Genomic DNA, 23,064 nt, shown 5'->3' on the forward strand with positions numbered 1-23,064 from the left:
AATTATTTAATTGCCTTTTATTTTCCTAATATCAGCATACCAAGAGGCTTGCGATCTTCAGGCAATTCTAGTGCTTGAATTATGGCATCTGACTTGATGGAATGAATATAACGAGCATTTAATTTCAATGCTGCCGCAGCTAAATAAGCATTCTGACTCATTGCGCCAACAGCAGTATAATTAAAGTGAGCACTTTCTTCGGGATTTATATCAGCCAATACATTAGCATCTGACACAAAAATTAATGAATAGGCGGCTCGCTTAGTAAAATTTTGCAAACCAATGTCGGCGCGAATATCTTTATTATTAATTTCTCTTAAATAATGACCTTCCCACTCATATAAAAAAGTGCCTTTTTCACTAGCAATATAAATTCGTACATAAGGAGGCTTACCTTTAACCATTGGTACTGTCCATCCTGTTTTACCTCGGTTCAACCCACTTGCTGCCCAAAGCACTTGTGAAAGTTCCTCATCAGAAATCTTACCAGTAGGAAACCCGCCACCAGATGTTGAAGCACGTTTTTTTAAGCTTTCAAATAAGCTCATTCCATCTTTTATTTGTGGCTTAGGTAATGAAATATCGGCATAACATAACGCGAAAGGAATCAACGATGATAATAGAATTAAAGCTAATTTTCGTACATAACACGACATAGTAATACCTAATTATTTGACATTATTGGCGATATCTTATTGCTAACGGTTTCAATTATCAACATCAAATGCTAATAATTATCATTTGATATATGAAAAGTCTGCTTTTGCCATTAGCACTTTTCAAGTTAGGCTATGAAGATAATGTGATAAATTAAACAGCATTAACCGATATTTTTATTTTTTTATGTATTGAGTATATACTTTAGCAAAATTGATTTTTGAGAAATTGAGTAACAAATCTTATGCCATTATCGACATTCATTGTTTTACCTCTTTTTATTATCACAATTGTTTTTGCCTCGCTCTTTAAAAAGAAAAAATGGCAATTTTTAATCGTAACTTTATTAACGATTTTTATTGTAATGGAGCTAACTTCTATCTACTTTAGTGGTGGATTTATTGATTATCAGTTTTATGTGAATTTAAATATAAATGATATTATAGAAGGGCTATTTATTTTTAAATTGCAAGCAGTTTTGGTCATTGTAGTCTTTTTTTCTTTCATTTTTTTACTATTAAAACTCGCTAATTGGTGTAAAGGGAAATGCCGATTATTGCCTCGTGCGTTACTCGCTGTTATCGCTATATTTTCAATTAGTTACCACAATGGACCATTAAGCCGGTTATATGAAATATATCAGGTTACTAGTGCTCCGCGCGAACCATTTGAGCAAGCATTGCAATCACTCAACATGACTAATTACACCAATAAAAACCAGCTTGTTAGTCAACAAGGTAAAAATATTATTGTTTTATCATTAGAATCGTTTGAACAAGGTTTTCTCGACTTTGAAGATATTACACCTAATTTACGGCATCTTCGCCAAGATTATACTTTTTTTACCAATATGCCAATGAGCCCTGGAAGCACTTGGACGACTGCTTCCATGTATACTTATATGACAGGCATGCCATTTTTAATTGGCGGTTACACAACATCCCCATTAATGCGTGCAAACCAAACAAACTTAGTTAGTTTGGGTGATGTGCTAAAACAAGCTGGATATCAAACCCGTTATGTGATGCCTAGCCCTGATTTTGCTGGTATTGGGCATACTGCTGAGCTTTTGGGTATGCAAGTCATTTCGGAAAAAAATTACGTTGGGCAATACCCAGCAGCACCATTTGGATTATATGACAAAGATATTTTTGATGTTGCGCAAAAACAGATTACACAAATGCGTCAAAATAACCAACCATTTGCCTTATTTGTATCAACCGTTTCAACTCATGCTCCAAATGGTTTTGATGACGAAAGAATGAAATCAATTATTTCACCCAAACCAGATAATATGTCTTTTGTTGCTGCTTCATTAGATCATAATTTAGGGTTATTTATTCAACAATTAAAAGATGAAGGGGTATTAGAAAACACTGTATTTTATATTTTCCCAGATCATTTAATGATGGGATCTGGTACGCCAACCATTAATCGCCTTTCACAAAAAGAGCGCAAGCTTTATCTATTAACTAACGCAAGTATACAAGATCTACAAAAAACACCCGATCAAACCATTTACCAAATTGATTTGCCTCGTTTAATTTTAAATGGGGCACAAGTTGCAAGTAATGGCAAATTTCTAACTGACTATTTATCTGCCCCTAATTTTGATAAAAAACAGTTTATTGAAAAAAATAAAGCCAATATCGCAACGATCAATAATTCAGCACAGGTATTTAAATAGGTGCCGAAAATGGGGGGTGATACATTGCTTTTAGTTGGCTCTACCAGTTTTTTAAGGATGATTTCGCCTGGGCCTGATTTCTTTTTAGTGTTAAAAACAGCTTAAATTATCGCCGAAAAACAGCGTTATTTACTTGTTTAGATGTGATCACGGCTATTTTGATTCATATTAGCTATTGCGTTGCCGGTCTTGCGGTGCTGATTGGCACCATTCCATTGCTCTATAACACGCTACGCTATGCTATGCTGGTGCCGCTTACCTTATATGGCTTGGCTTTAAAGCATTATTTGCCTCTAATGTGACCACTTGCTTAGTTGGCAAACAACTAACTAAGCAGCTAATTTCAGCAAAATTGGCTTTTATGCAAGTTTTTTTATGTAATCTACTTAATCCTAAAGCAACGTTATTTTTTCTAGCAATTTTTACGCAAATGCTTGATGCTGAATCATCAACGATTGATAAACTTATCATTGCATTTATCATTTGGATTGAAGCCTTTTTTTGGTGGCCTTTTGTGGTGTTTGTTTTTCAAAATCAAACAATACAACGGCGTTATTTTAAAATTCAATCTATTTTCGATAAATTATTAGGTACTATTTTAATTACATTAGGTGTAAAAGTTGCTTTCGGACTTTAAGTTATTCTAATGTTGTGAACTAATATTTACTTTCAAACACCTGTTTACCTGAAAAGTTTTGATAAAAAGACTTTCTTTTTTTGAATATTCGATCGTTAATTGTTAAACTGATAAGAGTTTAGCTTTTATAATCGATTACTTTTATTTACCGATTATACATTCACTGGACACTGATTTTTTTATTCGACAGGCTAATTGAAAATGGATAAATTATTACAATATGGTCGAGAAGTTCTTGAACTAGAGTTACAAGAAGCGGAAAAGTTACCTAATCGGCTTGGCAAAGATTTTATTAATGCATGCCAGCTTATCTTAACCACCAAAGGTAAGGTTGTTGTTTCAGGTATTGGAAAATCAGGACATATTGGAAAAAAAATTGCTGCATCGTTAGCAAGTACGGGCAGCCCCGCTTTTTTTATGCATCCTTCGGAAGCCTTGCATGGCGATTTAGGCATGGTTACAGCCAATGATGTGGCTATTTTAATCTCTTATTCCGGACGGGCAAAAGAATTTAATATTATTCTGCCTATCCTCGCTGCAATGAATGTACCTGTAATTGCAATTACTGGCGGAGTTGATTCACCATTGGCTAAATCAGCTCAAGCTGTTTTAAATATCTCGATAGAAAAAGAGGCCTGCCCAATGGGATTAGCGCCAACATCAAGCTCAACCAACACATTATTGATGGGTGATGCGCTGGCGATTGCTGTAATGCGAGCTCGAGGTTTTAGAGAAGAAGATTTTGCTCGCTCCCACCCAGCAGGTAGTTTAGGTGCTAAATTACTTAATCATGTCAGAGATGTGATGCGAACAGGCGATCGAATACCTAAAGTTCCACAAACAGCAACGGTTCTTGATGCTATGCTAGAATTAAGTCGAACAGGTGTAGGTTTAGTTGCAATCTGTCAGAATAATAATAAAATAATTGGAGTATTTACCGATGGCGATTTACGTCGGTTATTATTGAAAAATGGTACATTACAAGATAGTATTTTGGATGTTATGACTAGCCCTGGATACCTTATCCCTGATAATTGGAAAGCGGTTGAAGCATTAAAATCCTTTAATGATCATAATATTACCGCTGCACCAGTCGTTAACAATGAGGGTGAATTAGTCGGTGCTTTAAACATTCATGATTTGCATCAAGCTGGTATTAGCTAAAACTATTAATAAATACCTATTGCCAAAAGGTACTATCTATTGAGATAATTACCGACCTAAATTTTTGTCGTTAGACGGAGATCAAAGAAAAAGTTACACAATTGAATTTTGCATGATTTTTAATCAATTCAAATCGATGTTGTGTTGTATATTTTAACCAAAATTAATAGATGATGAAACTACAATGGCAGAAAAGCGAAATATCTTTCTAATTGGCCCTATGGGGGCAGGAAAAAGCACAATAGGCCGACAAATTGCGCAACAGTTAGGCATGGATTTTTTTGACTCAGATCAAGAGATTGAGAAACGTACTGGAGCCGATATTGCATGGATTTTTGACCTAGAAGGAGAAGAGGGATTCCGTGCCAGAGAAGAGAAAGTCATTAACGAATTGACTGAAAAACAGGGCGTAGTTCTGGCAACTGGTGGTGGTTCTGTCTTATCAAAAGAGACACGCAATCGATTGTCAGCGCGTGGAATTGTTGTTTATCTTGAAACAACCATTGAAAAGCAAATGGCAAGAACACAAAAAGATAAACGTCGTCCATTACTGCAAGGCGGTAACACACCTCGCGAGCTTTATGAAGAACTCGCAGGTGAACGTGAACCTCTTTATGAAGAAATTGCCGATATTACCATTAAAACTGATGAGCAAAGTGCCAAAGGTGTTGCCAGTTATATTATTGATAAAATAGAACAGATTTAAGTAACTTATTTTGGAAGTAATAGCTATTAATGAAGTAATAAACCTTTTTATAGGTTAAGGAGTAAGTATGCGTGTAGATAAAGATGACCGTTATATTTCAGAGCAACCGAGTAAGGACTCTACGCCTTCATTAAAGTTGCTAAACCTTCTTCAAAATTTTCCAAAGAAAAAATTAGTTATCTTCGGTTCGATAGCCATTATTTTTCTATTATTGCTTGGCTTGACTATTTTTTACTCTTCTCGCGAAAATGAAGTAACAGCATTAACACCACCTACCGTTAATGATGTTACGGCAACAGAAGAAACTAACAGTTTGATTTCGAATGGACAAAGTGGCGCGGCTGTTAATGGATCTCAAACTGAAAGTTCTGATAATACAGATGATAGTTTAAGCTCAATAGATAATCTAAATTCTGAGGCTAAGGGACACTCTAATACTATTACAACACAAAATAGAAGAACTAACGCTGGTATTTCTAATAATATAAATATTTCACAATCAACTAATACTAAGAAAAATAATAATGATCATGATAAGAAAACAGTTAATCGTAAAGAAGAAAAAGCTGATTTAGGAAAAAAAATTAAAATAAGTAATGATCATTATGTTATTCAGCTAAGTGCATCCAAATCAGTTGAGGGTTTGAAAAAATTTATTAAACAAAACAATATAACTAATTACCATATATATAAAACTGAATATAGTTCAGGAACGTGGTTTATTTTAGTAAAAGGTGATTATTCATCAGCTAATGAAGCACGTAAAGCTATTAAATCTTTACCATCAGCACTCTTAAAAGATAAACCATGGGTTAAATCGGGTGCGGTTGTTAATAAAGAAAAAATAGAAAAATAATAAGTAATATCGTTTATTTATCCAATCAACGACAAATAGGAGTATCCGTTGAAGAAGCAACGAGCCTTTTTAAAATGGGCTGGAGGAAAGTATGAGCTTGTGGACACAATCAAACGGTATCTTCCAGAAGGCGATCTATTGATTGAGCCTTTTGTCGGAGCTGGTTCTGTGTTTTTAAATACAAACTACGAAAACTATATTCTAGCGGATATCAATCAAGACTTAATTTCACTATATACCTTGTTACAATCAACTCCAGATCAATTTATTCGTGATCTCAGATTGCTTTTTACTACTCAAAATAATCAACCTGATGCGTTTTATCAGCTTAGAGATGTATTTAATCATAGTAAAGATCGATATTTTAGATCATTATTATTTGTTTATTTAAACCGACATTGTTATAACGGCCTATGTCGTTATAACAATAGTGGATTATTTAATGTGCCATTTGGGCGTTATAAAACCATTTATTTTCCTGAAAAAGAACTTTATTTTTTTGCAGAAAAAGCACAAAAAGCAAAATTTATTTGCGCACCTTATCATGAGGTCATGAAGAAGGCAGAAAGAAATTCGGTTATTTATTGTGATCCGCCCTACATATCCCCAAATCAATCAGTAGGGTTTACAGCTTATTATTCAAATATTTTTGGATTTGAAGAACATAAAAACTTGTCGAAATTGGCTGAAACTATAGCATATAAAAAGAATATACCCGTGCTAGTATCTAATCATTATACTGATTACACAATGACTCTTTATAGCAAAGCAAGCGAGCTTTATCGCGCAGAAATGCGTCGTTCAATTAGCTGTGCAGGTGAGGGTCGTAAAAAAATTGATGAGATTTTAGCGCTCTATAAAAAGTCATAATCAGGCTTGAATATAAAATGAGTTATCATGAGGTAGGTTATGAGAAAATTTATTATTGCTCCATCAATATTGTCAGCTGATTTTGTGCGCCTTGGTGAAGATGCACAAAAGGTCATTGACGCTGGAGCCGATGTTATCCATTTTGATGTTATGGATAACCATTTTGTACCTAATCTAACAATGGGAGCGATGTTTTGTAAAGCACTGCGAGATTATGGCATTAGCGCACCTATTGATGTGCATTTGATGGCATCTCCTGTTGAAGAGCTAATAGTCTCATTTGCTAAAGCTGGTGCTACTAATATCTCTATTCATCCAGAAGCGACGATTCATTTAGATCGTTCATTACAATTAATTAAAGATCATGGTTGTACGGCAGGTATTGTACTAAATCCAGCCACACCACTGGATTATTTAGATTATGTCATGGACAAAATTGATATTATTTTGTTGATGAGCGTTAATCCTGGCTTTGGGGGGCAATCTTTTATTCCCGCAACCTTGAAAAAATTACAACAAGTTAAACAACGTATAATTGCATCAGGATTAAATATTCGTTTAGAAATTGACGGTGGGGTAAAAGTAGAAAATATTGCTGAAATAGCTAAAGCAGGTGCAGATATGTTTGTTGCTGGTTCGGCGATCTTTAATCAGCCTAATTATAAAACAGTTATTGATGCAATGCGTAAGGAGCTAGCAGGAGTTATACATGAATAAACTAGACAATATTCAAGCGATAGCATTCGATTTAGATGGTACATTAGTTGATAGCGTACCAGGGCTAGCATTGGCGACACAAAATATGCTAGCGGAGTTGAATTTACCAACCATCAGCAATGAGCAGATCAAAAATTTCGTTGGTAATGGTATTGATGTCATGCTAGAACGTGTTTTTAAAGCCATTAGTATTGAGCCATCAAAAGAACTATTCGCCAAAGCCAAGATATTATTTAACCAACATTATGATAAAGTTATTGATGCCGAAACTAGGCTGTTTCCGAATGTTAAAGAAACTTTAAAAGTGCTTTATGATAATCATTATCCACTTGCATTAGTGACCAATAAGCCAGCCCAATTTTTACCTGCATTACTAGCGTCATTAGGCATAAAAGAGTTCTTTTCGCTAGTGCTTGGCGGTGGAGATGTGATTAAATTAAAACCACATCCAGCGCCTTTGTATCAAGTAATGGCGAAATTTGGATTGTTTAGCGATCAGTTACTTTTTGTTGGTGATTCGAAAAACGATATCACTGCTGCGCAAAATGCCAACTGCCCAACTGTTGCCTTAAGCTATGGCTATAATTATGGCGTTTCAATTGCTACTAGCAATCCCGATTTTTTATTTGACGATTTTAAAGATATATTAACAATTCTACCTCAGCCAAAAACTGATGCAAAAAAATAATGAGTATAAATTAGGAATAAATTATGAGTAAACCGATTGTATTTAGTGGCGCTCAGCCATCAGGGGAACTAACACTTGGCAACTACTTAGGTGCTTTAAAAAATTGGGTGTCTTTGCAAAACGAATATGATTGCGTTTATTGTATTGTTAATCAGCATGCAATTACCGTACGTCAAGATCCAAACAAATTACGTAAAGCCACATTAGATACACTAGCGCTTTATTTAGCTTGTGGTATCGATCCACAAAAAAGCACTATTTTTGTACAATCGCATGTGCCTGCACATGCAGAGTTAGGCTGGGCTTTAAATTGCTACACCTATTTTGGTGAACTCAGCCGTATGACGCAATTTAAAGATAAGTCATCACGCCATTCAGAAAATATCAATGCAGGGCTATTTGATTATCCTGTGCTTATGGCTGCTGATATTTTACTCTATCAAGCAAACTTAGTTCCTGTTGGTGATGATCAAAAACAGCATCTTGAACTATGCCGTGATATTGCTATGCGTTTTAATGCGCTTTATGGTGATATTTTTACTGTTCCAGAGCCGTTTATTGCCAAGGTTGGTGCGCGCGTTATGTCATTGCAGGAGCCGGCTAAGAAAATGTCTAAATCAGATGAAAACCGTAATAATGTGATTGGGTTACTCGAAAATCCAAAAGACATTGAGAAGAAAATTAAACGTGCGATGACTGATTCTGATGAACCACCTGTAGTACGCTATGATCTTAAAAATAAAGCTGGTGTTTCAAATCTACTTGATATTTTAACTGGTGTGACAGGTAAACCTATTGCCGAGCTTGAAAAAGAGTTTGAAGGTAAAATGTATGGTCACCTCAAAACAGAAGTTGCAACGCAAGTCATTGACATGCTAACTACCTTGCAAGCTAAATATCGTGAGTATCGTGACGATGAGCATTATCTATTTTCAATCATGCAAGATGGGGCTGAGAAAGCACGTTCAAAAGCCGAGCCAACGTTGAAAAAAGTCTATGATGCAATCGGGTTTGTATAATTGCAAAATCAATAACAGATTGCGACTAAAAAATGAATGATATGCAATGGCTTTAATATACTAAGTAAATGGATAATGGTTAAAGCCATCTAAATATATAGGCTAGTTATGAAGATTATTATTCTTGGTGCAGGACAAACAGGTAGTGCACTTGCGGAATATCTTGTTACCGAAAAACAAAATGATGTTACTGTGGTGGATGAAGATCATGATAGATTGCAATCGCTACAAGAGCGTTTTGATTTACAGGTAATTTGTGGAAAATCATCCTATCCTCAGGTATTAGAAAGTGCTGGCGCTGAATCGGCCGATATGCTTGTTGCTGTAACTAACTCTGATGAAGTCAATATGATGGCCTGCCAAATTGGTCATGTCTTATTTAGTATTCCACAAAAAGTGGCTCGCATTAGAGCGCCTGAATATAATGATGAAAATTATCCTTTTTTCAATAAAGACTGTATTAATATCGATCATATTATTGCCCCAGAAAATCTTATCACTAATCATATAAGTCAATTAGTTCAATACCCTGGCTCATTGCAATTTGCTTCTTTTTATGATAACCGAGTGTGTCTAGTGGCGGTAACGGCTTATTATGGCGGTGCTTTAGTTGGCAGTGAATTATCCGAGCTCAAAGAACATTTACCTCATGTTGAAGCGCGAGTGGTTGCTATTTATCGTAAAAACCGCTTTATTCGTCCGCTTGGCTCAACCTTGGTTGAAGCGGGAGATATGGTGTATTTTATTACGCCACCAGTTAATATCAAAGCTGTAACCAGTGAACTACAACGATTAGAAAAACCTTATAAGCGAATCATTATTAGTGGTGGTGGTAGTGTTGCTGTCACTTTAGCAAAGCGTTTGGAAAATGATTACCAAGTCAAGTTAATTGAACGCAATGCTGAGCGAGCCGAACTCATTGCCGAGCAACTGGTTAATACCACAGTGTTGCATGGTGAGTCATCCGATCAAGAATTACTTTCACAAGAGCAAGTCGAACTTACCGATCTTTTTATTGCAGTCACTGGTGACGATGAATCCAATATCATGTCATCTATGCTTGCCAAAAGAATGGGCGCAAAAAAAGTGATCGTACTAATTCAACGCCAAGCCTACCTTGAATTGATTAATGATAGTGTGATTGATATCGCAATATCGCCACAACATGCCACCATTTCAGAACTATTAAGTCATGTAAGACAAACTGGTATGGTTAAAGTCGTTTCGCTAAGGCAAGGTGAATCTGAAATTGTCGAAGTGGTTGCCAAAGGCAATAATGATACATCAAGACTGGTGGGTAAAAATATTAATGGCTTAAAACTACCTTCAGGCGCAACAATTGGAGCTGTTGTTCGTGGTGAAGATGTGATTATTATTAATACTGATTTGATGATAGAAGATAATGATCATCTAATCATCTTTTTGCCAGATAGAAAGGCAATAACAGATATTGAAAAGTTATTACAATAGCTTGTTAAAAACTGATAGTCAGTTCATAATGAATGAGTAAATTTTGACTCGGGGTGTTTTTTGTTTTGACAAAAAACTGAGATTTTACCCGTTGAACCTGATCTGGATCATGCCAGCGTAGGGAAGTCTAAGCCGTCTTAGCTTTAATTTGGCAAATTCTTCCCAATATTTTAGTTCTAAAATAACAGGGAATAAATATGTTAGACAATAAGCCATTTCAATTAGTACAAGCAACGCCTTTTATCCACCATGTAAAACAACAAAACCCATTAGTGCATTGTATTACAAATGATGTCGTGCAAAATTTTACCGCAAATGTGTTACTCGCTATTGGCGCATCACCAGCAATGATTATTGCCAAGCAAGAGGTGGAATCATTTGTCGCCATTGCGGATAGTTTATTGATTAATATTGGCACCATTAACAGTAGCACAGCCAAAAGTATGTTATTAGCAACAACCCAAGCTTTGCAAACACAAACTCCATGGGTACTTGATCCTGTCGCTGTGGGGGGGGCGCTTGATTATCGAACTGAAATTGTACGTCAATTACTATCATTAAAACCAACAGTCATACGCGGTAATGCATCAGAAATATTAGTACTAAATGGTGAAAATGGATCATCGAAAGGACCTGATGGTCAAAACTCAACGACATCTGCTGTACATGCAGCCAAAGCACTTGCACAAAAATATCAAACGATTGTTGCAATGACGGGGGATATTGATTATATCACTAACGGCAACATCTTATATAGCATTACTGGTGGGGATATTGCTTTAACAAAAGTAACAGGAACAGGCTGTGCACTATCTGCTATGGTAGCTGCTTTTATTGCCAATTCACCAGATCCTTTATCAGCTACCGCCTCAGCTTGTTTTATGATGAAAAAAGCAGGTCAACGTGCCAATAAACAGCAAGGATTAGGTACCTTTGCGGTATCACTACTAGATCAACTATCTCTGTTTAATTCATTGCATCAATAAGGAACAAGATGAAAAAGCAATTAGATTTAACGCTTTATTTAGTCCTTGATCCATTATTATGTGGTGGTATTAGTGGCATGGTAAATACCACAAAAATTGCTGTTTCTAATGGGGCAACTGCAGTACAGTTAAGATCTGAACATAAGTTTAGCGGTAAAGATTGGTATTATGCCGCATTAGCATTGAAAGAAGCGCTGAATGAAACACCCGTACCACTGTTTATTAATGATCATGTCGATATTGCTTTAGCGGTTGACGCCGATGGTGTACATATTGGACAAAGTGATCTTCCTGTTGATGTTACTCGTCAATTAATTGGTAGAGATAAATGGTTAGGGTTTTCGATCGCTAATCGACGTCAACTTGATAGCGTTCCATGGCATAAGGTCGATTATATTGGTATTGGTCCTATCTTTCCAACCGCAACGAAAAAAGATGCAGCAGTAGCACTGGGAACCGAACTATTAGTCGAACTAATAGAACTGAAGCAATGTCCTGCTGTAGCCATTGGCGGTATTGATGAAAGTAATGTGACTAACGTTATTCAAACAGGCATCGAAGGCGTTGCTGTGGTTTCAGCTATTTGTGGTAAACAAGATATTGAGCAAGCGACGTTATCACTCATTACGCAAATCAAGAAGGCTAAATAGGGCATACAATTATGACAACAATTGCATTAACCATTGCTGGTTCAGATCCCAGCGGTGGCGCAGGAATTCAAGCCGATTTAAAAACTTTTTCGGCACTCGGTGCTTATGGTATGTCAGTTATCACTGCATTAACAGCACAAAGCACACAAGGGGTTGATGCGGTATTAGCCATTACCCCTGAATTTGTTGCAGCTCAATTCAATACGCTATATCAAGATATTCAAATTAATAGTGTAAAAATGGGAATGCTAATGAATAAAGAGATAGTCATAGCAGTTCACCATCTTCTTAGCACAAATGCTATTCCTGCTATCGTCTTAGATACTGTAATGATAGCTAAAGGAGGACATCCCCTGCTCAAATCTGATGCCATAACTGCTATTCGTGAGTTATTATTACCCTTAGCAACCATTGTTACCCCTAATATTCCTGAAGCAGCAGCACTACTTGATTGTGGTGAGGCCAAAAACGAAGATGATATGCAAAAGCAAGGGGATGAATTACTCAAATTGGGTTGCAAGGCGGTTTTAATGAAAGGCGGGCATTTGTCAGGTAGTCAAAGCCCTGATTATTTGATAACCCAAGATAATGTAATAAGAATAACTTCTCCACGAATTCAAACTAAAAATACTCACGGCACAGGTTGCACACTATCTGCAGCAATTACCGCATTGTTACCCAAATATAATTTAGCAGAAGCCGTAATGCAGGCTAAAAATTATTTGCAAGGAGCCATTAGCCATGCTGATAATTTAAATATTGGTAACGGAATTGGTCCAACACACCATTTTTACCGCTGGTGGTGATCGCACAATAAATAGTCTAAATGGGATTTAAGTTGTCAGCTATTATATATAACAACAAATCCCATATTTCAACTAATGCAAATCTTTTGCTTCACTTGTGCTACAGGTAAGTGTTCCTTTTTTTCCTTGTCCATCTTCAAAATAATCAGCCCAACAACTTTTCATTGATAAATCAATTCTTTTTATTAGCTCAATTCTACTTCCATTATAAGAGCAACTAACATAATAAGGTTCAACATCTGCTTTAAAATCGACTTCCCATATTAACTCATGTTTCTTACCTTCAACCCATCCTTTTGCTGGTTTTAAACTGACCTTTCTAGAAGGCTTACCGTGATAAACAATCATGCTACTAAACGATACCGTTAAACTATTTATATCATCAGAAACCTCCCACCCATTAGGCCTGTTTTCAACTTCTTCTTTAGCCTTGATGTTTTGTGGGCAATCAATTTGATAGGCATTAACAAAAAAAACCGCTCCAAACCAAGCCATAATAGCTAGAGTAACACTCAATATTTTCCTTTTCATATTATCTATCCTTCTAACAATTACCTATTAATAAAAAGATAAAAGCATTCTAAGATTTCAAAAAATCATGTTAATATCTTAAATAAAAACAATTATAATTATTTATAAGTCATTAAGCTATTTTCACCATGTTATCTAAATTAAACGAGTTTTTTATTATTTCTGTTTTGGAGTAAGTTTTTAGCAAGGTAGCATGACGGAGATATCGCCAAAAAAGCCCTATACCATAAAATAAGACTCATCACTATCATACAAAACTCAAACTAAAAATATCCACGATACGGATTGCACACACTTTACCAAAATTGCAGTATTATTTCCCCAATGTAGCAATCTAGAAGAAGCCATAAAACATTTGCAAGGGGCAATTAATTTAACCATTGGCAAACGTATTGAGCCTACACATTATTTTTATCAATGATGGTAACAAATAAATGATTAGCATTAAGTTGGTTTAAGACGTTTTATATAATTCTATGAAAAGTATTATTAGAACATTAAAACTTAAATTAAAATAATGTATTGAAAAAATAAACTAGGGTTTAAAATTTTAGTGGGATTTGAGTTATCGGCTATTACATATAACAATACATATAACAACAAATCCCATATTTCAACTAATGCAAGTCCTTTGCCTCACTTGTGCTACAGGTAAGTGTCCCTCTTTTTCCTTGTTCATCTTCAAAATAGTCAGCCCAGCAACTTTTCATTGATGAATCAATTTTTTTTATTAGCTCAATTCTGCTTGTACTGTAAGCGCAACTAACATAATAAGGTTCAACATCTGTGTGGTAATTAACTTCCCATATTAACTCATGTTTCTTACCAGCAACCGTTCCTTTTGCTGGTTTTAAAACACCCATTCTAGAAGGGTTATCGTAATAAACAATCATGCTATGAAAAGAGCTACTCAGGCTATCTTTATCAGAAACCTCCCATCCATCAGGCATGTTTTCAACTTCTTCTTTAACTTTGATGTTTTGTGGGCAATCAATCTGATAAGCATTAACAAAAAAAACTGCACTAAACCAAGCCATAATAGCCGCAGTAACATTCAATATTTTACCTTTCATAGTCTATATCCTTTTCACAATAGCTTATTAATAAATAGATAAACGCATTCTAGCATTTTCCAAAATATGCTGATACTTTAAACAAATTTTTTGTTATTTCTGTTTTAAGGTAAAATTTCAGCAAGGTAGCATAACAAAGATGCCTAAGAAACCTAGTGCTATCAAATATAGAGATAGTCAGTTCGCAGTTCCAACAAACTCATAACCAGCCTCATTAATCGCAGTGATAGCGGCTTCTTGTGTAATGGAACTATTTTCGATAGCAACTTGGCGCTTAGTTAAATCAACGGTCACTTTTGCGTTTGGGTCAATGTCATTAATCGCTTTTGTTATCATTTTCACACAATGCTGGCAATTCATATTATCGACTATCAATTTCATAAAAATCTCTCTATTCCTAATGTTATTTAATAAACAACCAAACAAAATACCTATTTATAACACTAATTTTATTTGATTACATTTAGTTTTTTTCATAAAGATGATAATATTTACTTCCTTTTTACACTTATAACAAAATATTATGATGAAAAAAATAAAATATTCTTTATTGTGGATTTGCAGTTTAATCCTTGTTGGCTGTTCTGAACCTAGTTCTATCGAGCGTTGGATTGACAACCCTACTGCTAACGAAATAAAAGTCACTATTGATGGTAAAGAATTAACTATTCCAGCTAAATCGGGTATTAATTATACATTTGAATACGGCAAACATACCTTATCGTATAATAATGATGACTTCAATTTTGTTGTAAAACCGGCTCAATTTGGAAAATTAGGTCTTATTAACCCAACACAAAGTAACTATTATTTATACACAGTCATCTATTCAACGTCTGAGTTGAATGATGAAGAATACGAAAAGATTTTAAGAGAAAAAAGAGAAATCAATAACATTCCAGCCATTATTGATGGTAAAGCGCAAGAAATAGAATTGCCAGCAAAATTAATCAATGATGTATTTATTGAACACAGCCAATATCATTGGGATTATTCTTATGATCAACCTTTTCCAAAAGAAATAACCCAAGACCTAAAATTGAAGAAAAACCAATCTTATCAAGAACGTTTTAGAAAATTATATCGTGAAAGCGACTTTATTGAATTCTTAAAAGAAGATGAAAAAGAAGACATTAGCTTTCCTTACAATCCTAAAAAGTTCAGTGAGATAAGCCAATATGTTATTCCTAAGATTGACTTAAATAACATAAAATGCGAAGCAGGTCGTCAATATATGGAAAGCCTATTAAATGACTGGAATCATCTTATAACATTAAAAGGTAGTGATTTTAAAAAACCATACGACAATTTGGCATCAAATGACGCAATGGCTAAAAGTTATCGCTCAAAAGAAAAATGTACAGAAGAAAACGATCCTGAGAAAAGCTACAGTAAAGAATTGGGGAAATTCGTTGATGCTCTTCGAGATACTCGCGATGTTAACTTTTATGTGATCAAATAATAGTCCTTGATCATTTTCAAAAAATCGAAAAAGAGGTTGCTAAATGACCTCTTTTAAAAAGAGTAAAATCATTTTAAACGGGTTTTATGCCTCGATAGCTTACAGATAAGTGTTCTTCCTATTTTTATCTCAAGGATAAAAGGCTAAAATTTTACTTTTTATGTTGTTTTATTAATTAAAATTCTTCACGCCTACTATTTACATCTTATAAAAAAATAACTATGATACACGCCATTATTAACTGCAAAGGAGAATTGATTATGATTTGTTTAACTAACCTTTGCAGGCTTATCGCAAAATAATTAAGTAGTAACACTTCTCATTTTTACTTCAATTCATTCTGCTGATCTTAGCCTGCCAATATAACCTATACCCAATACTTAAAGATAATTTTGCTTTACATTGTTAAAGTAAGCGTTGTTTTGGATTAACAATAATTAACTGTTGTGATCAAATCAATGTTAAGTGCAAAGCTGAATTTTATATGTATTATTTTAATTTATAACGTTTTTTACATGTAATTTATTCAAAAAATTTGTCTTTATACATCATCAGGGTATAACAATAATATTGATTAATATGGATTGATATATGGACAATTCTATACAGGTGCTATCTGACAAAGCATCATATATTGCATCAAAAAACACATGGATTGAAGGCGTGGCTATTGAACAGCTACTGGCAACCGCTAATTTGCCGAATATGGTTAAAGTTGTGGGCATGCCAGATCTTCATCCGGGAAAAGGCTACCCTATTGGCGCTGCTTATTTAAGCCGTGAAATCATCTACCCAACTTTAATTGGCAGTGATATTGGTTGTGGTATGGGTTTTTGGCAAACTGAAATCAATATAGCTAAATTGAGTATTGATAAATTGGAACGGCAAATTGGTAATATTGATCAGTCAAATACTCATCATAAATACAATCTTGGTACAATTGGTGGTGGTAACCATTTTGCTGAATTACAAAAGGTCAGTAAAATTTGTGATGAGTCGTTATTTAATGATTACCAACTCAATGCTAAGAAGTTGTTTTTATTAGTGCACAGTGGTTCAAGAGGATTAGGTCATGCGATTTTACAAAATCAATTATCGCGTTTTGGTAATCAAGGTTTACTTGAAAACAGTCCTGAAGCATTAGACTATCTAGCTAAGCACGATAACGCAATAGCATTTGCCAGATTAAATCGTCAAGTTGTCGCTGAAAGATTAATGGCAAACCTAAATACACAAGGGGTTGAAGTGCTAAATGATTGTCATAATTTTCTCGAAAAAGTCATGTTGAGTGGTCAGACGTATTGGTTGCATCGTAAAGGCGCCTCTTCAGCAACAGATGAATTAGTGATTGTACCCGGATCGCGTGGGGATTATAGTTATTTAGTTAAGCCAATACAGCATGAAAATCTTCTTATGTCATTAGCCCATGGTGCGGGGCGTAAATGGCGTCGGGCCGACTGTAAAGGCAAGTTAGATAACCGCTATTCAATGCAAGAACTTAAACGAACCAAATTGGGGAGCCGTGTCATTTGTGAAGATAGCAGCTTAATTTTTGAAGAGGCGCCACAAGCTTATAAATCAATTGAGAGTGTAATTGAATCGATGCAACAAGCAAACATTGTTAAAGTGATCGCACAACTTACTCCAATATTGAATTATAAAACACAAGGAGGTCATTAATGGCATTGCTCTTTTTTTCATCTGCCAAAGGGCCTGCTGAATGCACTTTAGCTGTTGCGAAAGCCGTAACGCAATTTCTAAATGAAGCAAGTAAATTATCAGTAACAACCGAAATAGTCGAAAGTGTATTGGGCGATAAGCCCAATACTTTCCGTTCAGTGCTTATTTCAATTGAAGGCTTACAGTGTGATCAATTAATACAGCGTTGGCTTGGAACCGTACAATGGATTTGCCAAAGCCCATATCGACCAGCACATAAACGTAAAAATTGGTTTATAGGCATTACCTGCTTACAAAACCCTTCACAAATAATGGATAGTACTATTGAATTTACGACGATGAAATCATCGGGCGCTGGTGGCCAGCATGTCAACAAAACCGAATCTGCCGTTCGTGCAACACATATCGCAACGGGTATTAGTGTCAAAGTACAGACCGAACGAAGCCAACATGCCAATAAGCGATTAGCGAAATTATTATTGGTGCATAAACTTGCTGAATATGAAAATAATTTACATCAGCAGAATAAAACTATACGCCAGCAATTTCATTACTCAGTACCAAGAGGTAACAGTAGTTTAGTTTTTTATGGCAAAGGATTTCATGAAAAATAGAGTAACCATATTATGTAGATAACATATTTATTATCTACATAAATCAATATTTATCATAGAGTAAAGATAGGGTCGCTACAACATTCTCACATAGTCTTTCCACCTTATCGTTATATAATGCCATTTTGTACAAGGATGGTGTATTTAACTATAGCAAAAAAGCAGACGTATAATTTATCCTCTGTTATAATCGCTTTCTTTTTGAACTTAATGCTATGTTTTGAAGTACATTTTAGAATTATTTTAAATCGCCTTAATTTTATCGATTTTTTTTAGCACAAATAGCAAAAAAAGAATATGTTAATATTTAAGGTTAAAAATTAATAGTTAATCGGCTATTTATTGAAAGGAATTAATGACCATGATACTTGATAATAATCAAAAATTAGGACTTTTTTGTCTTACATTATTTTCTGTTTTTTTCATTATTTTAATGCAAGTTCATTTAATGCCTGCAGTGATTGCAGGTTTATTAACTTATACCTTAACTCAGAAATTAGATGATTTTCTCTCGCGAAAAATGATGCGCTTTAGCCATCGATCAAAATTAGTTTCGGTATTAGTCCTAACGACTCTGATTATTGGTATTTTTATTGGTGGTTTTTGGTATTTATTTGCTTGGTTTGTTGACATGGCTAAGCATCCTACCGAAACGTTAACAAATATGAAATTAGTGGTAAACAATGTAATAAATAGTCTTCCACCGAGTATTACTCATTATTTGCCAGATGATTTAGATGAAGTTAAATCCACGATAATGGTTTATCTTAAAGATCATATATTCTACCTACAATCTATCATTAAAAAAGTATTTCACGATTTAATCATATTAATTGTGGGAATGATTATTGGGTTAATTCTTGGTTATAAAGAAAATCAACGTAACGTTGATGACAACAAAGTTGTACAAAGACCACTAACTAAAGCCTTAAAAGCAAGTTTAAACCGATTAGTTGTCGTATTCCAGTATGTTGCTATGTCACAAGTTGTGATTGCATTATTTAATACAATAATGACGTCTATTTTGTTATTTATTATTCTACCTGTGTTTGGTATTCATTTACCGTTTAGCAAAAGTTTAGTCTTAGCCACATTTGTTTTTGGACTTATTCCAATTATTGGAAACTTAGTTGTTAACGCATTAATCTTTGTTGTTGCATTTACAGTATCATTCACTGTTGCGATGGTGATTATTGTTTATTTAATTTTAATTCATAAAATGGAATATGTACTTAATGCCAAAATAGTTGGAACAAAAATTCATGCAGGCATCTGTGAATTATTAATTGCGATGCTATTTTTAGAAACACTTTTTGGTGTGATTGGTTTAATCTTTGCACCTATTTTTTATGCATTTATAAAATTATCGTTAAAAGAGTTGGAAATTATTTAATTTAAATATAATCAATCTTTTGCATATTAGCGGTGATTTCATTTACGTAGACAACTATTTACAATAAATCTATTACTGGGTAATCATATCTCCATATTACCCAGCATCAATATGCTAACGAATGCCGTATTAATATTCGCATAGAGATATAACGGATATAGCTTGCCTTTCCCAAAAATAATATAGTGAAGAGTCGGCAATGCTCCATGATAAAAATAAAAGAGGGTTTGAATACGAAAAAAGACAAAACAAGATAAAATAAGTTAATTGTATCCATAAATGAAAAGAAGCCGTTCATTACCAAAGAATAATTAACTATAACGCCTAACAACCCAATAAGGCACATAAATCATATTTGCTTCCTATTGAATACATGTAGCGTAATTTTCTATACCAAGTGTGAACTCATTATGGCGTATTTATGTGCTAATTTTTAATTTTATCAGTTTGAGCAATAGCTAAACACAAAATGGCTCTATATTTTTGAGTCGTATCGGAATGTAAATTTACCCATACAATAAAATCAGGAAACTAAAAGTAATACTCTATATGCTAACTAGTTTATTACTTTTGATTCCTGACTAAATTGATAATTTTATTGATTCGAATTATCGGTCTTTTTAGGTAATAAAGTGAAAATTTTTGGATTTTTACCTAATAATTGCTTAGCTAAATGGTTCGTATCTTGTAATGTAATGGCTTCAATGAGATTGGCTGGCATATTTAACTCATCAAAATGGCTACCATCAGCTGCAGTTTGTGCCATTGCGGTTAACCAATAGGTAGAACTGGCCTTTTTTTCTTGATAATCAAGTAACCATGATCTTTTTGCTTGCTGTAACTCATCTAAAGTCACGCCATTACGCGCTACAGATTGAATTACCTCATCTGCCAACACCGTTATAGCATGGGCTTTGTCAGGGGCTGTCGTAAAGTTTAGCCTCGCTAAATAATAGGAAGTCGGATATTTGATCAGTTGCTGCGAAAAAATAATGGTATAGACGCCAGAGGCCTGCTCTCTAACATAATAACGTAATCTTAAATTAATAATATAGTCAATAAGTTCAAGACTAAGTTGATCACGTAGCTGCCATGGTTTTTGCGCTGAGTAAAGTATACTAACCATCGATTTATCGCTACTAGCCATAGGGTATGTTTTTTGCATTGATTGATGAATTGGTATGATACCGTTATCTACCCATCCGTCTTTTTTATCAGTAGTAGGTATACCCGCAAACCAATATTCAACTAATGGTTTAATTTCATCAATCTTAAAACGTCCAGAAATAATAATATTGGCCGATGGTGATAAAGCAAATGCACGTAAATAGTTTTGCTTCAGTTGATCTGCTGAAAAATCCCTCCAAGCACCATCAGGTGAAACTAACAAACGATCACCATGATTAAAGGCATTTTGATTGATTAAGTCTAAAAATTGCCTTTCAACAGGTTGTTTGGAATAAGCTAAGCTTAATTGTTGTTTGGTTTGGGCTAATTGTTGGGGGGCAAAATTAGCGGCGGTTAATTTCAAATAAAATAATTTAAATAATGATGCTAATTGATCATTCGGTGCCTTTCCGCGTAAACCATGATAAAGCAGTTCGGCATAAGGGGAAACACTAACTTGGTGTTGCCGACTAAATTGGTTTAATTTTGCTGAAGTATACGTTCCATAACCACTATCTTCCGCCAATCTTTGTGACCAACGCATAATACCTAATTGTTGATCGCTATCAAGAGATAATCCCCCAGGGATCTGTAATAACATTTCAACATCACCTGATAAAGTATTATCAGGGCGTGCAATAACTCGAAGCCCATTGCTTAATTGCCATTCATATGCATTGATTTCACTAATATCGTGGGTTGCTGTAATTTTTCCTTGTAATGCAGGCTTGATATCAAGATTAACTTCTTCTTTCTTAAATGGAAACTTTCCTAACTGAGTTTGTCTAATCGTTTGCCATAATTGTTTGATTTGCTCGGAATTAACCGAATTTTGATCACTATCTGGACCAATAACTGCAATCCGTAAATTAGCGCTGTTTAGTCGCTCACCCACTATTTTTTGCAGATCGCTTGCATTAAGTGTTTTTAATATTTGTGTTGTTTGAGTTAATTGCTGTGCTTTATTTTGTATAGGTAAACTATTTGTAATATTGTTAACTAATTGATTAGCTAAATAATCATTTTGATAGTTAATTTCATTTTCTGCCTGTTGTTTTAATTTTGTTAAAATTTGGTTTTTAACTTGTTGCAATTCTATTTCTAATACAGGGCTGGTTGACATACGTTGTACTTCGGAAAACAGATGCCTCATTGTCTCTAAATACTGTTGATCTTTTGGCTGTGCAAAAAGAAGGTATTGCATACGTTTGTTATCAAATAAAATACCTTGTTGATTAATTTGAGCGCTAGGCAATATTTGATTTTCTACTAACAATGATAGCCGATGATTAAGTAACGTTAGCCAGACTAAATCAAAAATATCTTCTTTTATTCCTTGAGGTGTATTTAAAGCTGTGGGTAAATCACGTTGTAATGCGATTTGTATTAGTCGTTGCCCTTGTTCGCGATCAAGGATAACTTTAACTAGTGGCTCGTTTTGTGGTGAAAAAGCTCTTAATTGTGGAATATCAACTGGTGCATCACCTCGTGAACGCTGACCAAAAAGTGTATTAATCCATTGTTTAGCTGATTTAGTATCAAAATTTCCTACTGCAACTAAGCTCATTCTTTGTGGCTGATACCAATTGTTATAGAACGTTTTTGCTTCCTGAACCGGTGCGTTTTTTATGATATCTAACGAACCAATTGGAGCTCGATTAGCGTATAAACTTCCATGATAACGTAGTTCATCTAAGAGGGTATTAATGCGGTAAGCCACGCCTTGCCGTAAGCGCCACTCTTCAATGATAACATCGCGTTCACTTTCATAATCTTGTTGTTCAAATGAAATATGATAAGCCCAATCCGATAATACGGTTAATCCTTTTTCCAATTGTAGAGCTTCACTAGCAGGTAACGATAAGCGATATACCGTTGAATTAAAGCTGGTGGCGGCATTAATGTGAGTTCCCAAATGGATTCCATATTCTTCTAGCGATTTAAAACTAGATTTATTAGGAAAATTTTTTGTTCCCTTAAATGCCATGTGTTCAACAAAGTGAGCTAAGCCTAGTTGATTTTCATTTTCTTGCAATGAGCCACTGTGCACAATTAATCTTAACTCTAATCCTGCTTTTGAGCGAGGTTGTAGATAGACAGTTAACCCGTTGTCTAATTGATAAGTTTCTATCGTAGGATTGGATTCAATTAGCGTATTTGACCAGCATAAATGGGGAAAACTAAGCAATAGGGAAAAGAAAATATAGTATAAAAAATTTTTTAACATCGAA

At 34.7% G+C, this 23,064-nt stretch carries 21 protein-coding genes, 1 pseudogene and 1 riboswitch; of the genes and pseudogenes, 17 read left to right on the top strand and 5 right to left on the bottom strand.

The window, feature by feature from the left end; genetic code table 11:
- Nucleotides 1-17: 17 nt before the first annotated feature.
- Nucleotides 18-656 (bottom strand): nitroreductase family protein, encoded by a 639-nt coding sequence (locus A9G42_RS10085; protein WP_065567870.1) that lies wholly within the window; start codon nt 654-656, stop codon nt 18-20.
- A 245-nt stretch (nt 657-901) separates the two neighbouring features.
- Between A9G42_RS10085 and A9G42_RS10090 the strand changes: the two genes are divergently transcribed.
- The 13 genes and pseudogenes from A9G42_RS10090 (at nt 902) to thiD (ending at nt 12,913) form a co-directional block, all read left to right on the top strand.
- Nucleotides 902-2,344, top strand: coding sequence for an LTA synthase family protein (locus A9G42_RS10090; protein WP_065653351.1), 1,443 nt, complete (start codon nt 902-904; stop codon nt 2,342-2,344).
- 9 nt (nt 2,345-2,353) lie between these two features.
- Nucleotides 2,354-2,981, top strand: a pseudogene (locus A9G42_RS14860) (LysE family transporter).
- Nucleotides 2,982-3,182: 201 nt separating this feature from the next.
- Nucleotides 3,183-4,145 carry an arabinose-5-phosphate isomerase GutQ gene (gene gutQ / locus A9G42_RS10100; protein WP_065567872.1) on the top strand — a complete coding sequence of 321 codons (963 nt, stop codon included), beginning with the start codon at nt 3,183-3,185 and terminating at the stop codon, nt 4,143-4,145.
- Between the two features lie 184 nt (nt 4,146-4,329).
- Nucleotides 4,330-4,851 carry a shikimate kinase AroK gene (gene aroK / locus A9G42_RS10105; protein ID WP_065567873.1) on the top strand — a complete coding sequence of 174 codons (522 nt, stop codon included), beginning with the start codon at nt 4,330-4,332 and terminating at the stop codon, nt 4,849-4,851.
- 67 nt (nt 4,852-4,918) lie between these two features.
- On the top strand, nt 4,919-5,707 hold the full coding sequence (locus A9G42_RS10110) for an SPOR domain-containing protein (protein ID WP_065653352.1): 789 nt from the start codon (nt 4,919-4,921) through the stop codon (nt 5,705-5,707).
- Nucleotides 5,708-5,755: 48 nt separating this feature from the next.
- Nucleotides 5,756-6,577, top strand: a complete 822-nt coding sequence (locus A9G42_RS10115; protein ID WP_065567875.1) for a Dam family site-specific DNA-(adenine-N6)-methyltransferase — start codon at nt 5,756-5,758, stop codon at nt 6,575-6,577.
- A gap of 39 nt (nt 6,578-6,616) precedes the next feature.
- Nucleotides 6,617-7,294: a ribulose-phosphate 3-epimerase gene (rpe, locus tag A9G42_RS10120; RefSeq protein ID WP_065653353.1), complete on the top strand. Its 678-nt coding sequence runs from the start codon at nt 6,617-6,619 to the stop codon at nt 7,292-7,294.
- Complete coding sequence (locus A9G42_RS10125) at nt 7,287-7,982, top strand: phosphoglycolate phosphatase (RefSeq protein WP_065580713.1); 696 nt, start codon at nt 7,287-7,289, stop codon at nt 7,980-7,982. Before rpe ends, A9G42_RS10125 begins: the two co-directional genes overlap by 8 nt.
- A 23-nt stretch (nt 7,983-8,005) precedes the next feature.
- Entirely contained in the window at nt 8,006-9,001 is a 996-nt protein-coding gene (gene trpS / locus A9G42_RS10130) for a tryptophan--tRNA ligase (protein WP_065580712.1), read from the top strand.
- Nucleotides 9,002-9,109: 108 nt separating this feature from the next.
- Nucleotides 9,110-10,471, top strand: coding sequence for a Trk system potassium transporter TrkA (gene trkA, locus A9G42_RS10135; protein WP_065653354.1), 1,362 nt, complete (start codon nt 9,110-9,112; stop codon nt 10,469-10,471).
- Between the two features lie 39 nt (nt 10,472-10,510).
- A riboswitch (TPP riboswitch) is annotated at nt 10,511-10,612 on the top strand.
- A gap of 56 nt (nt 10,613-10,668) precedes the next feature.
- Nucleotides 10,669-11,457 (top strand): hydroxyethylthiazole kinase, encoded by a 789-nt coding sequence (gene thiM, locus A9G42_RS10140; RefSeq protein ID WP_065653355.1) that lies wholly within the window; start codon nt 10,669-10,671, stop codon nt 11,455-11,457.
- A gap of 8 nt (nt 11,458-11,465) precedes the next feature.
- Nucleotides 11,466-12,107, top strand: a complete 642-nt coding sequence (thiE, locus tag A9G42_RS10145) for a thiamine phosphate synthase (RefSeq protein ID WP_065653356.1) — start codon at nt 11,466-11,468, stop codon at nt 12,105-12,107.
- 11 nt (nt 12,108-12,118) lie between these two features.
- Nucleotides 12,119-12,913 carry a bifunctional hydroxymethylpyrimidine kinase/phosphomethylpyrimidine kinase gene (gene thiD, locus A9G42_RS10150; protein WP_065653357.1) on the top strand — a complete coding sequence of 265 codons (795 nt, stop codon included), beginning with the start codon at nt 12,119-12,121 and terminating at the stop codon, nt 12,911-12,913.
- Between the two features lie 72 nt (nt 12,914-12,985).
- On the opposite strand, the gene A9G42_RS10155 is transcribed toward thiD, so the two are convergent.
- The 3 genes from A9G42_RS10155 to A9G42_RS10165 all read right to left on the bottom strand — a co-directional run bounded on the left by A9G42_RS10155 (nt 12,986) and on the right by A9G42_RS10165 (nt 14,898).
- Nucleotides 12,986-13,444 (bottom strand): STY0301 family protein, encoded by a 459-nt coding sequence (locus A9G42_RS10155; protein WP_143425425.1) that lies wholly within the window; start codon nt 13,442-13,444, stop codon nt 12,986-12,988.
- 617 nt (nt 13,445-14,061) lie between these two features.
- Nucleotides 14,062-14,517 carry an STY0301 family protein gene (locus A9G42_RS10160; protein ID WP_065653359.1) on the bottom strand — a complete coding sequence of 152 codons (456 nt, stop codon included), beginning with the start codon at nt 14,515-14,517 and terminating at the stop codon, nt 14,062-14,064.
- A 177-nt stretch (nt 14,518-14,694) separates the two neighbouring features.
- The gene (locus A9G42_RS10165; RefSeq protein ID WP_065580527.1) at nt 14,695-14,898 is read right to left on the bottom strand and encodes a heavy-metal-associated domain-containing protein; all 204 of its coding nucleotides are present in this window, start codon (nt 14,896-14,898) and stop codon (nt 14,695-14,697) included.
- Nucleotides 14,899-15,040: 142 nt separating this feature from the next.
- Between A9G42_RS10165 and A9G42_RS10170 the strand changes: the two genes are divergently transcribed.
- From A9G42_RS10170 to A9G42_RS10185, 4 genes are all read left to right on the top strand, one after another.
- Nucleotides 15,041-15,979, top strand: a complete 939-nt coding sequence (locus A9G42_RS10170) for a hypothetical protein (RefSeq protein WP_065581827.1) — start codon at nt 15,041-15,043, stop codon at nt 15,977-15,979.
- Between the two features lie 591 nt (nt 15,980-16,570).
- Nucleotides 16,571-17,659 (top strand): RNA ligase RtcB family protein, encoded by a 1,089-nt coding sequence (locus A9G42_RS10175; protein WP_065653360.1) that lies wholly within the window; start codon nt 16,571-16,573, stop codon nt 17,657-17,659.
- On the top strand, nt 17,659-18,273 hold the full coding sequence (gene prfH / locus A9G42_RS10180; protein WP_065642237.1) for a peptide chain release factor H: 615 nt from the start codon (nt 17,659-17,661) through the stop codon (nt 18,271-18,273). Before A9G42_RS10175 ends, prfH begins: the two co-directional genes overlap by 1 nt.
- Nucleotides 18,274-18,634: 361 nt before the next feature.
- Nucleotides 18,635-19,666: an AI-2E family transporter gene (locus A9G42_RS10185; RefSeq protein WP_065653361.1), complete on the top strand. Its 1,032-nt coding sequence runs from the start codon at nt 18,635-18,637 to the stop codon at nt 19,664-19,666.
- A 595-nt stretch (nt 19,667-20,261) separates the two neighbouring features.
- On the opposite strand, the gene A9G42_RS10190 is transcribed toward A9G42_RS10185, so the two are convergent.
- Nucleotides 20,262-23,060 (bottom strand): M16 family metallopeptidase, encoded by a 2,799-nt coding sequence (locus A9G42_RS10190; protein WP_065653362.1) that lies wholly within the window; start codon nt 23,058-23,060, stop codon nt 20,262-20,264.
- Between the last annotated feature and the right edge of the window lie 4 nt (nt 23,061-23,064).

This window comes from Gilliamella sp. Nev6-6 (genome assembly GCF_001690605.1).
Classification (GTDB): Bacteria; Pseudomonadota; Gammaproteobacteria; order Enterobacterales; family Orbaceae; genus Gilliamella; species Gilliamella apicola_C.

What these genes read in the sequence shown, in the direction of transcription:
- aroK (WP_065567873.1), top strand. Translation starts at nt 4,330, where the DNA reads ATGGCAGAAAAGCGAAATATCTTTCTAATTGGCCCTATGGGGGCAGGA.
- A9G42_RS10170 (WP_065581827.1), top strand. Translation starts at nt 15,041, where the DNA reads ATGATGAAAAAAATAAAATATTCTTTATTGTGGATTTGCAGTTTAATC.
- A9G42_RS10175 (WP_065653360.1), top strand. Translation starts at nt 16,571, where the DNA reads ATGGACAATTCTATACAGGTGCTATCTGACAAAGCATCATATATTGCA.
- A9G42_RS10160 (WP_065653359.1), bottom strand. Translation starts at nt 14,517, where the DNA reads ATGAAAGGTAAAATATTGAATGTTACTGCGGCTATTATGGCTTGGTTT.
- gutQ (WP_065567872.1), top strand. Translation starts at nt 3,183, where the DNA reads ATGGATAAATTATTACAATATGGTCGAGAAGTTCTTGAACTAGAGTTA.
- trpS (WP_065580712.1), top strand. Translation starts at nt 8,006, where the DNA reads ATGAGTAAACCGATTGTATTTAGTGGCGCTCAGCCATCAGGGGAACTA.
- A9G42_RS10155 (WP_143425425.1), bottom strand. Translation starts at nt 13,444, where the DNA reads ATGAAAAGGAAAATATTGAGTGTTACTCTAGCTATTATGGCTTGGTTT.
- A9G42_RS10125 (WP_065580713.1), top strand. Translation starts at nt 7,287, where the DNA reads ATGAATAAACTAGACAATATTCAAGCGATAGCATTCGATTTAGATGGT.
- trkA (WP_065653354.1), top strand. Translation starts at nt 9,110, where the DNA reads ATGAAGATTATTATTCTTGGTGCAGGACAAACAGGTAGTGCACTTGCG.
- thiM (WP_065653355.1), top strand. Translation starts at nt 10,669, where the DNA reads ATGTTAGACAATAAGCCATTTCAATTAGTACAAGCAACGCCTTTTATC.
- thiE (WP_065653356.1), top strand. Translation starts at nt 11,466, where the DNA reads ATGAAAAAGCAATTAGATTTAACGCTTTATTTAGTCCTTGATCCATTA.
- A9G42_RS10165 (WP_065580527.1), bottom strand. Translation starts at nt 14,898, where the DNA reads ATGAAATTGATAGTCGATAATATGAATTGCCAGCATTGTGTGAAAATG.
- A9G42_RS10085 (WP_065567870.1), bottom strand. Translation starts at nt 656, where the DNA reads ATGTCGTGTTATGTACGAAAATTAGCTTTAATTCTATTATCATCGTTG.
- rpe (WP_065653353.1), top strand. Translation starts at nt 6,617, where the DNA reads ATGAGAAAATTTATTATTGCTCCATCAATATTGTCAGCTGATTTTGTG.
- thiD (WP_065653357.1), top strand. Translation starts at nt 12,119, where the DNA reads ATGACAACAATTGCATTAACCATTGCTGGTTCAGATCCCAGCGGTGGC.
- A9G42_RS10190 (WP_065653362.1), bottom strand. Translation starts at nt 23,060, where the DNA reads ATGTTAAAAAATTTTTTATACTATATTTTCTTTTCCCTATTGCTTAGT.
- prfH (WP_065642237.1), top strand. Translation starts at nt 17,659, where the DNA reads ATGGCATTGCTCTTTTTTTCATCTGCCAAAGGGCCTGCTGAATGCACT.
- A9G42_RS10185 (WP_065653361.1), top strand. Translation starts at nt 18,635, where the DNA reads ATGATACTTGATAATAATCAAAAATTAGGACTTTTTTGTCTTACATTA.
- A9G42_RS10110 (WP_065653352.1), top strand. Translation starts at nt 4,919, where the DNA reads ATGCGTGTAGATAAAGATGACCGTTATATTTCAGAGCAACCGAGTAAG.
- A9G42_RS10090 (WP_065653351.1), top strand. Translation starts at nt 902, where the DNA reads ATGCCATTATCGACATTCATTGTTTTACCTCTTTTTATTATCACAATT.